The sequence below is a fragment of the Methylobacterium sp. Leaf118 genome (genome assembly GCF_920984675.1).
Lineage (GTDB): Bacteria > Pseudomonadota > Alphaproteobacteria > Rhizobiales > Beijerinckiaceae > Methylobacterium.
This window is the reverse complement of record NZ_CAKLBV010000091.1, coordinates 1-8,597: the sequence shown is the minus strand read 5'-3', so window position 1 is coordinate 8,597 and position 8,597 is coordinate 1. Positions and strand designations below refer to the sequence as shown.

The following is an 8,597-nucleotide window of genomic DNA, read 5'->3' as shown; positions in this document are numbered from 1 at the left end:
GAGGCGGCGGAGGCCCGGGCGCTCGATGCCAACGGCGCGCCGCGGGGCCGGGTGCGGCTGGCCGCCCCGATGTCGTTCGGGGTCGCCCACGTGGCCCCGGTCCTGCCCGACTTCCTCGCCGCCCATCCCCAGGTGAGCGTCGATCTGCACCTGTCGGACGCCGTGGTCGACCTCGTCGGCGGCGGGTTCGATCTCGGCCTGCGCATCGCCGCCCTCGCCGATTCCTCCCTGCGGGTGCGGCGGCTCTGCGGGGTCCGCCGCTCGCTCGTCGCGACCCCCGGCTATCTCGAGCGGCACGGCCGTCCGGCCCATCCCGACGACCTCAAGGCCCATGCCTGCCTCGGCTACGCCTACCTGCCGACGCCCGACCGCTGGCATTTTTCGGACCCGTCGGGCGCGAGCGTGTCGGTGGCGCCGGAGGGGCCGTTGCGGGCCAACAACGCCGACGCGCTGGCGCCCGCGCTCCGGGCCGGGCTCGGCCTCGCGGTGCAGCCCGACTTCACGATCTGGGACGACCTCGCGTCCGGGCGCCTGGAGCGGGTGATGCCCGACTGGCAGCCCCCGCCGATCGCCCTCAACCTCGTGATGCCGCCGGGCCTGCCGCGTCCGGCGCGGGTGAGCGCGCTGATCGGGTTTTTGGAGCAGGCCTTCGCCGCGGTGCCCTGGGCGCAGGCGCCTCATCCCAAATCCGGTTGATCCCTTCGGGATGGCGGATTTGGGCTTCGCTCAAACGCCGCGCGGGCTTGCCTGATCCGGGCTCCGCCTTGATCGAGCGGAGCCCGGATCAGCCCTCGCGCCCCTCCCCGGCCGCGGACCAGGCGCGCACCTGATCCATCCAGGCATCCGGCGAGAGCACGCTGATCCCCGGCATCACCGTCAGCGGGGTGACCCGCTCGGTCCGGTCGCGCTCGCCCAGGCGCAGCGCTCCCTTGCGGGCGAACAGGCGCAGGATCTCGAGGAGGCGAGCCTCGTCCGGCGGGTCGGAGCGGGCGGCGGAGCGGATCGAATCGGCGATGTCGTCGGTGGTGCATTCCACCGTGCCCTCGGTGGAGACGCGGTGATCGCGAAGCCCCTCCTCGTAGGCGAGGCGGAGCGCCAGCAGCACCAGGGTCTCGTCCTTGCGCAGGCGCTCTCCCTGCGCGTCGTGGCGCACGCCCTCGGGCGGCAGGCTCAGGAAGACCATCTGGTCGCGGTGGGCGACCTCGAAGCCGTAGCCGAGGCAGGCGAAGTAATCGCGGAAGAACGGGGCGTAGTGGCGCGCCAACTCGTAGGAGCGGCCGATGCCGGGGGTCGCCGCGTAGACGCATTGCCCCTTCAGCATCACCTGGAGGGCGCGGGTCAGTTCCTCCTCGCTCGGGGCGGCGCTGCCGGGCGGGGGCGGCTCGTCCCCGTCGAGGATGGCGCGGAAGGCGTCGAGCATGGGGCTACCGGGTCTCGGAGGCGAGGCCGGGGCGGCGCCGGCTCTTCGGTTCGGCGAGGCGCTCGATCACGAAGTCCGGGCAGTCGATCCAGCCATTGGCGAGCCGGCCTTCGCCCGGGGCGAGGCGGTAGCGCCCGCGGAGGCTTCCGTCGAACAGCACGTCGATCTCGCGCAGGCGCTGGAACACCACGAAGGCGTCGACGTCCTCGACCGTGAGGTCGGAGCCGCGCAGGGTGCGGCCCGGCGCGAGCCGCGCGTCGAGATAGGCCACGATGCGCTCGGGCGTCACCGTGGTGCGGCGGCGGAAGGCGTCCTTGGCGAGCACGAAGGCCTCGATCGACGGATCGGTCTCGATCTCCGGGAGGGGATCGGACTCGATCGCGCGCCGCGGCATCCGGGGATGGGTGAGCTGCGGCGGGCCGATCGGCGGGCGCAGCAGCGAGATGCCGGGGGCCGGCAGGTCGGGGAAAGCCTCGGCCGGCGCCGCGCCGGCCGCGCGGAGTGCGGCGGCGGCGCGCTCGATCCGGGCGGAATCGCGCGGCTCGCGGTAGCGCAGGGTCGCCGCGATGCGCCGCTCCAGCCGGGCCACCACGGCGGCGACCGCGTCGAGATGCGGGTCGAGCCCCTCGAAGATCGCCAGGATCTCGACGAGGTCGGCCCGCACGCTCCGCTCGGCGGAGGCGAGGTCGGCGGCCCGGCCCTCGCGCAGGTGGCCCTCGGCCAGGGCCCGGAGCGTCAGGGGATCGCGCAGGGCCCCGCCGGCCTCGCGCACGATCCGGGAGCGGAACCGGAACGGGTTGAAGCGCGTGTGCAGCGTCCGGTAGTCGGACACGAGGTGGCGCTCCACGAACTCCTCGAAATAGAGCCGGAGCGCCGCGCCGACATTCGGCTCGCGCAGGATGCGCTCCTCGACCTTGCGCAGGCCGCCGGCGAGCCCCCGCAGATGGGCCAGGAAGGTGCGGGCGGCCTTGGCGGCGTTGCGCAGCGCCTCGGAGCGGTCGGACGGGTTGGCGATGGCGCTTTCGAGCGCGCCGAGCACCTCCAGCACGGCCCCGCCATAGGAGCGGGTCTCGCCGCGCTCGATCCGGGCGAGTTCCTCGATCAGGATCCGGGCTTCGGGGTCGAAATCGACCACCGGCACGTAGCGCTCGCGCCGCTCGACCAGCCAGCCCGCCTCCACGAGCCGCCTGTAGACGTAGGAGCGGCGCTCGATCGGATCGGCCGGGGCGGTCGCGTCGTCGGCGATCTCGGCCTGCGACCAGCCGGTGGAGAACTCGCCGATGGCGACGATGAGGTCGGCCTTGCGCAGGGGTTCGGCGGCGTCGCCGAACACGCGTCCGTGCAGGTGCAGCAGCAGGGCCGCATTGAAGGCCCGGCTCGGCGAGGCCAGCGGACGGAACAGGTCGTCGGCGAGATGGGTGAACAGCATGGCGGATCGCCAAGAGCCAAAGCCCGCGGCGCCGGTCAATGCCGGGCGGCAAGTCATCCAACGTGGTGAAGTCATCCAACGTGGTGAAGTCATCCAACGTGGCGAAGGCATCCAACGTGGCGAAGTCATCCAAGGCCGCGAGGCCATCCCAGAGGGCGAAGCCCTTCAAGCCCGCGAAGCCGTCCCCGCCGACGGGATGTCGGCGCGGCGCGCCCCGGTTCACGCCGCGGCCGATGCATCGTCCGGGGCGCGGATCCGTTGTCCCGTCGAAGGGGGAAGCCCGCCATGCGCATCGAGACCGTCTTCCTGTTCGACCTCGACGGCACGCTCGTCGACAGCGTCTACCAGCACGTGCTCGCCTGGAAGGAGGCCCTGGACGCGGAGGGGATTCCCCTCTCGGTCTGGCGCATCCACCGCAAGATCGGGATGAGCGGCGGCCTGTTCACGAACCAGCTCCTGCGCGAGACCGGGTTCGCCATGGACCCGGCCCGCATCGACCGGCTGCGCCGCCTGCATGCGGAAGCCTATGGCCGGCTCTCGAAGGGCGTGGTGCCGCTGCCCGGCGCGAAGGAATTGCTGGCGACGCTCACCGACCACCGCATCCCCTGGGCGATCGCGACCAGCGGGCGGATGGAGACCGCCGGGCACAACCTCGTCGCCCTCGGGGTCGATCCGGAGCGCGTCCCGGTCGTGACCCGCGACGACGTGAAATACGCCAAGCCCGATCCCGACCTGTTCCTGGCTGCCGCCGCACGGCTCGATGCGCCGATCGAGCATGCGGTGATCGTCGGCGATTCGATTTGGGACATGCTCGCTGCCCGCCGCTGCCGGGGGCTCGGCGTCGGGCTCCTGTCGGGCGGCTACGGCACGGAGGAGCTGGAGCGGGCGGGGGCGGTGCGGGTCTACGACGATCCGGCGAGGCTCCTCGAGCATCTCGACGAGGTCGGCGGCCGGCGCTGATGCAGCGCCGACCTGGGGGGGGCGCGGGGTCGGACAGCCCAGGTCAAGCGGACGGAAACCCTCTGGCAGATTTGTGAACACCACAACAGAGAGCGTCCAGGCCAACCTGACGATTGGATGAACGGCGGATTGCAGCATCGTTCATGCGTCAGGACGTAGCGTCGGAACCGACGAAACGGAATGAACCGATTCCGGGGTCCGCCCGTTGGGTGGCAACGGATCGACGATCCACCGGGAAAACAGAGGCTCTATTCGGATGAAGAAGCTCGCAGTCCTCTCCGCCGCTGCCGTGCTGGGCGTCGGCGCGCTCACCTCGACCGGCGCCGAGGCCCGCTGGCGCGGCGGTGGCGGCGGTGCCATCGCGGCCGGCGTGATCGGCGGCCTCGCGGCCGGCGCCCTGGTCGGCGCGGCCGCCTCGAACAGCTACGGCTACGGCGGTGGCTATTACGGCGGCGGTTACGGTGGCGGCTACGGCTACGCGCCGGCCTACGGATACGGTTATGCCCGCCCGGCCTACGGCTACCGCAGCGTCGGCTACTACGACGGTGGCTACTACGCGCCGCGCCCCTACTACCGCCGCAGCTACTACGGTGGCGGTTACGGCGGCGGCTACGGTGGCTACGGCTACGGCTGGTAAGCCGCATCTCGCATCCGCGTGACGGAGGCCGCGTCCCGAAAGGGGCGCGGCCTTTTTCGCGAGCGTGTCATACCCAATCCGGTTGATCCCTTCGGGATGGCGGATCTGGGCTTCGCTCAAACGCCGCGCGGGCTGGACTGATCCGGGCTCCGCTTTGATCAAGCGGAGCCCGGATCAGAGGGGCGCGTCAGGCGCGCCCACCCGCTCCGGCGTCGCGGGCCGCGATGGTCTCCGACCAGATCACCGCGCGCCGCGCCATGTCGATGTGCTGGCGCTCGTACATGCGGCCCTCGACCTTGATCGCGGCCCGCTTGGCATTCTCCGGCAGGTTGAAGGCCTCGATGACGAGGCGGGCGCGGCGCACCTCCTCGTCGCTCGGGGCGAAGGAGGTGTTGGCGGGCTCGAGCTGGTTCGGGTGAATCAGCGTCTTGCCGTCGAAGCCGAGGTCGCGCGCCTGCCGGCACTCGACGCGGCAGCCCTCGGGATCGGAGATGTCGTTCCAGACGCCGTCGAGGATGGTCAGCCCCTCGGCGCGCGCGGCGGCCAAGGTCAGCATCATCCAGGGCAGCATCGGCACGCGGCCGGGCACGAGCTGGGCCCAGGTGTCCTTGGCGAGGTCGTTGGTGCCGAGCACGAAGCAGGTCAGCCGGGTGCGCCGATCGCGCCGGGCCTTGGCGATCTCGTGGATGTTGAGGATCGCGGCCGGGGTCTCGATCATCGCCCAGACGGCGATGGATTCGGGCGCGTCCAGCGCCTCCAGATGGTCGGCGATGCTCTCCAGCACGGCCGGCGAGGAGACCTTCGGCATCAGGATCGCGTCGGGCTTGGCCTCGATCGCGGCGCGCAGATCGCCCTCGCCCCAGGGGGTCTGCGGTGCGTTCACGCGGATCACGAGTTCGCGATGGCCGTAGCCGCCGCTCTTCACCGCGGCGCAGACCTGCGCGCGGGCGAGTTCCTTCTCCTCCATGGAGACCGCGTCCTCGAGGTCGAGGATCAGCGAATCGGCCGGCAAGGTCTTGGCCTTGTCGAGCGCCCGCTGGTTCGAGCCCGGCATGTAGAGCACGCTGCGGCGCAACCGCAAATCGGACATCCTTGACCTCCTCCGAACCGGCCGGCGCCGATCTTGCGCCGCACCATTTTGCATCCGGGATACGGGAGAACCGCGTCGGTTGGAAGCCGCGGGGCGCGAGGCTAGTTACAGGTCCGCTCCCGGCGATCGCCGTGGGCCGCTCCCACGCCGTGACCGGAGACACCCCGATGCCCCTGATGCGCTTCGACATCCTGGAGGGCCGCAGCGACGCCGAGCTGAAGGCCCTGCTCGACGCGGCGCACGAAGCGATGCTGGAGGCCTTCCAGGTGCCGCCCGGCGACCGTTACCAGATCGTGACCGAGCACAAGCCGACGCGGATGATCGTGGAGGATACCGGCCTCGACATCCCGCGGACCCGGGACGTCGTCGTGGTGCAGATGATCACCCGGCCGCGCGGGCGCGCGAAGAAGGAATTGTTCTACCGCCTGCTGACGGAGAAGCTCCAGGCCGCCTGCGGGATCGCGCCCGCCGACGTGATGATCTCGACCATGGAGAACAGCGACGAGGACTGGTCCTTCGGCCACGGCCGGGCGCAGTTCCTCACCGGGGAATTGTGAGCGCGGGCGCCGCGCCCTCGGCCACGAGCCAGTCCGTGAAGGCGGCGAGCGCGGGCGTCTTGTCGGCGTCGAACGGGATCAGGGCGAAGTAGCCGGGCCGGGCCACCCGGATCTCCGGGAAGGGCACGGCGAGCCGGCCGTCGGCGACGGCGCGATCGAGCACCGGGAACGGGCCGATGCCGAGCCCGGCCCCGTCCTCGACCGCCTGCAGGGTCACGAAGAAGTGGTCGAACACCCGGCGGCGGACCTGGCCGGGCCGGGCCGCGCCGGCGGCCGCGAGCCACGCACCCCAATCGTCGGGCCGGGTCTCGGTGCCGAGCAGGACGCGGCCGTCGAGGTCGCCCGGGCGGGTGAGCGGCCGGGACCGGAGAAGCGCCGGGCTCGCCACCAGCGTGTCGGCCTCCGTCAGGAACGGCACGGCGCGGTGCTGCGGCCAGGGCTCCGGGCCGCGCCGGACCGCGAGGTCGAAGCCGCCGCGCAACGCGTCCTGCAGCGTCGTCGTGGTGGCCACCACCACCTCGGTCTCGGGGCGGGCCGCGCGGAAGCGGTCGAGGCGCGGGATCAGCCAGCGCATCGCGAAGGTCGTCGGCGCGCTGACCCGGAGCACCCGGGGCGCCTGGGGCCGGCCGCAGGCTTCCGCCGCCGCGGTCAGGCGGTCGAAGGCGAGGCTGGTCTCGGCCGCGAAGACCCGGGCCGCCGGCGTCGCGACCATCCGCCGGCCGACCCGCACGAACAGCCGCTGGCCGAGCCACGCCTCCAGGGCGGCGACCTGCCGGCTGACCGCGCCGTGGGTCAGACCGAGCTCGGTTCCGGCCCGGGCATAGCTGCCCGCCCGCACCGCCACCTCGAACACGCGCAGGGCATTGAGCGGCGGCAGGCGGCGCATGAAGGGGGCTCCCTCGATCCGTGAGGAAAAGGCACAAGACCCGTGAAGGAAACGGGGCTGATGCCGGAAAGATCACGCATGTAGGACCGGCCGATCAATAGCGGAGGCACCGCCCGTGAGCCGGACCCTGCCCCGGATCGATTCGCCCGCGGATCGCCCGGAGACCGACCCCCGCCGCCGCAGCCTCGGCGGGGCCTGCCTCGCCCACGCCCTGCATGACGGCTACACCGACCTGCTCTACGTGCTGCTGCCCGTCTGGCAGGCGGAGTTCGGCCTGTCCTATGCCGGTCTGGCGGGGCTGCGCAGCCTCTACTACGCCACGATGGGCGGGCTGCAGGTGCCCGCCGACCGGCTGGTGGCGCGGATGCCGATCGGAGGCGCGCTCGCCCTCGCGACGCTCATCGCGGCGGCGGGCTTCGTCGTGATGGGCCTGAGCGGCGGACTGGTCGGGCTCTGCGCCGGCCTCGTGCTCGCCGGGATCGGGTCGAGCATCCAGCACCCCCGCGCCTCGCTCCTCGTCGCCGAGGCCTATGGCCGGGAGGCACGCGGGCCGCTCGGGATCTACAATTTCGCGGGCGATCTCGGGAAGGCGAGCTTCCCGGTGGCGGTGGCCGTGCTCCTCGCCGTCCTCGCGTGGCGCCCCGTCGTCGGGCTGATGGCGGGGGTCGGGATCGCCGTCGCCGCGGCGCTCGCGCTCCTGCTGCCGCCGCGCGCCCTCCCGCCCGCCCCGGCGCGGGTGGCAGGCGCCACCCGGGGAGACCGGAGGGGATTCGCCCTTCTCATGACCGTCGGCGCCCTCGACACCGCGACCCGGATGGGCACGCTGCTGTTCCTGCCGTTCCTCCTGGAGGCCAAGGGCGGCACCGGGGCGACCACGGGGCTCGCCCTCGCCCTCGTCTTCACGGGCGGCGCCTTCGGCAAGGCCGCCTGCGGCTGGCTCGGGGCGCGGTTCGGCGTCGTACGCAGCGTCCTCGCCACGGAACTCGTCACCGCGGCCCTCGTCACGGCGCTGCTGCCCCTGCCGCTCGGGCCGACCCTCGTGCTGCTGCCGCTGCTCGGCATCGCCCTGAACGGCACCTCCTCGGTCCTGTACGGGACCGTGCCGGAGCTGGCGCCGCGGGGCGACACCGCCCGCGCCTTCGCCCTGTTCTACACCGCGGTGATCGGCTCCGGGGGGCTGGCGCCGATCGCCTACGGCGCCCTCGCCGATCGGCTGGGGGAGACGCCCGGCCTTCTGGCCGCGGCGGCGACGGCGCTGGCGACCGTTCCGGCCGTGATCGCCCTGCGCGGACCGCTCAAGGCGGCGGAAGCGAGAGCATAACGCAAGAACAAGCGCGGCTTTTCAAAGCAATCCCGGATTTTGCGAAGTTCCGGTCAGAGCGCATCAGGTCAACCTTTCGTCGAATTTGCCCGCCACAGGCGCCCTTGAACTTCTTCGAGGGGGACGAACCTGATGCGAACGACCTGTCTCGGCCTCGCCCTGCTCGCCGGCCTGTCGCTCGCGACGCCCGCGCGGGCCGAGAATCGCACGGCGATGGGCGTCGGCGCGGGCGCTGTCGCCGGCGCGCTGGTGGGCGGGCCGATCGGCGCCGTGGTCGGCGCGGTGGCCGGCGGCGTC

General features: G+C 72.5%; 9 protein-coding genes. 5 read left to right on the top strand and 4 right to left on the bottom strand.

Annotated features, from left to right (window positions below):
* A partial coding sequence (locus tag LW587_RS22520; RefSeq protein WP_442919186.1) for a substrate binding domain-containing protein occupies positions 1 to 696 on the top strand: 696 nt, incomplete at its 5' end.
* 88 nt (positions 697 to 784) lie between these two features.
* On the opposite strand, the gene LW587_RS22515 is transcribed toward LW587_RS22520, so the two are convergent.
* Entirely contained in the window at positions 785 to 1,420 is a 636-nt protein-coding gene (locus LW587_RS22515; protein WP_232631819.1) for a DUF4194 domain-containing protein, read from the bottom strand.
* A 4-nt stretch (positions 1,421 to 1,424) separates the two neighbouring features.
* On the bottom strand, positions 1,425 to 2,849 hold the full coding sequence (locus LW587_RS22510; protein ID WP_232631818.1) for a Wadjet anti-phage system protein JetA family protein: 1,425 nt from the start codon (positions 2,847 to 2,849) through the stop codon (positions 1,425 to 1,427).
* 285 nt (positions 2,850 to 3,134) lie between these two features.
* On the opposite strand from LW587_RS22510, the gene LW587_RS22505 reads away from it, so the two are divergent.
* Both LW587_RS22505 and LW587_RS22500 read left to right on the top strand, forming a co-directional pair.
* Positions 3,135 to 3,809: an HAD family hydrolase gene (locus LW587_RS22505; protein ID WP_232631817.1), complete on the top strand. Its 675-nt coding sequence runs from the start codon at positions 3,135 to 3,137 to the stop codon at positions 3,807 to 3,809.
* A 256-nt stretch (positions 3,810 to 4,065) separates the two neighbouring features.
* Complete coding sequence (locus LW587_RS22500; RefSeq protein ID WP_232631816.1) at positions 4,066 to 4,446, top strand: hypothetical protein; 381 nt, start codon at positions 4,066 to 4,068, stop codon at positions 4,444 to 4,446.
* A gap of 187 nt (positions 4,447 to 4,633) precedes the next feature.
* Here LW587_RS22500 and LW587_RS22495 read toward each other — a convergent pair whose 3' ends face one another.
* Positions 4,634 to 5,536 (bottom strand): HpcH/HpaI aldolase/citrate lyase family protein, encoded by a 903-nt coding sequence (locus LW587_RS22495; protein ID WP_232631815.1) that lies wholly within the window; start codon positions 5,534 to 5,536, stop codon positions 4,634 to 4,636.
* Positions 5,537 to 5,703: 167 nt separating this feature from the next.
* Here LW587_RS22495 and LW587_RS22490 point away from each other — a divergent pair, with 167 nt between their 5' ends.
* The gene (locus LW587_RS22490) at positions 5,704 to 6,093 is read left to right on the top strand and encodes a tautomerase family protein (RefSeq protein ID WP_232631814.1); all 390 of its coding nucleotides are present in this window, start codon (positions 5,704 to 5,706) and stop codon (positions 6,091 to 6,093) included.
* On the opposite strand, the gene LW587_RS22485 is transcribed toward LW587_RS22490, so the two are convergent.
* Complete coding sequence (locus LW587_RS22485) at positions 6,077 to 6,979, bottom strand: LysR substrate-binding domain-containing protein (protein WP_232631813.1); 903 nt, start codon at positions 6,977 to 6,979, stop codon at positions 6,077 to 6,079. The two genes, LW587_RS22490 and LW587_RS22485, sit on opposite strands and share 17 nt — an antisense overlap.
* A gap of 115 nt (positions 6,980 to 7,094) precedes the next feature.
* Here LW587_RS22485 and LW587_RS22480 point away from each other — a divergent pair, with 115 nt between their 5' ends.
* Positions 7,095 to 8,300 carry an MFS transporter gene (locus LW587_RS22480; RefSeq protein WP_232631812.1) on the top strand — a complete coding sequence of 402 codons (1,206 nt, stop codon included), beginning with the start codon at positions 7,095 to 7,097 and terminating at the stop codon, positions 8,298 to 8,300.
* Positions 8,301 to 8,597 lie beyond the last annotated feature (297 nt).

Excerpts from the sequence above, each read along its gene's own strand:
- LW587_RS22515 (WP_232631819.1), bottom strand. The coding sequence starts at position 1,420 with ATGCTCGACGCCTTCCGCGCCATCCTCGACGGGGACGAGCCGCCCCCG.
- LW587_RS22510 (WP_232631818.1), bottom strand. The coding sequence starts at position 2,849 with ATGCTGTTCACCCATCTCGCCGACGACCTGTTCCGTCCGCTGGCCTCG.
- LW587_RS22505 (WP_232631817.1), top strand. The coding sequence starts at position 3,135 with ATGCGCATCGAGACCGTCTTCCTGTTCGACCTCGACGGCACGCTCGTC.
- LW587_RS22500 (WP_232631816.1), top strand. The coding sequence starts at position 4,066 with ATGAAGAAGCTCGCAGTCCTCTCCGCCGCTGCCGTGCTGGGCGTCGGC.
- LW587_RS22495 (WP_232631815.1), bottom strand. The coding sequence starts at position 5,536 with ATGTCCGATTTGCGGTTGCGCCGCAGCGTGCTCTACATGCCGGGCTCG.
- LW587_RS22490 (WP_232631814.1), top strand. The coding sequence starts at position 5,704 with ATGCCCCTGATGCGCTTCGACATCCTGGAGGGCCGCAGCGACGCCGAG.
- LW587_RS22485 (WP_232631813.1), bottom strand. The coding sequence starts at position 6,979 with ATGCGCCGCCTGCCGCCGCTCAATGCCCTGCGCGTGTTCGAGGTGGCG.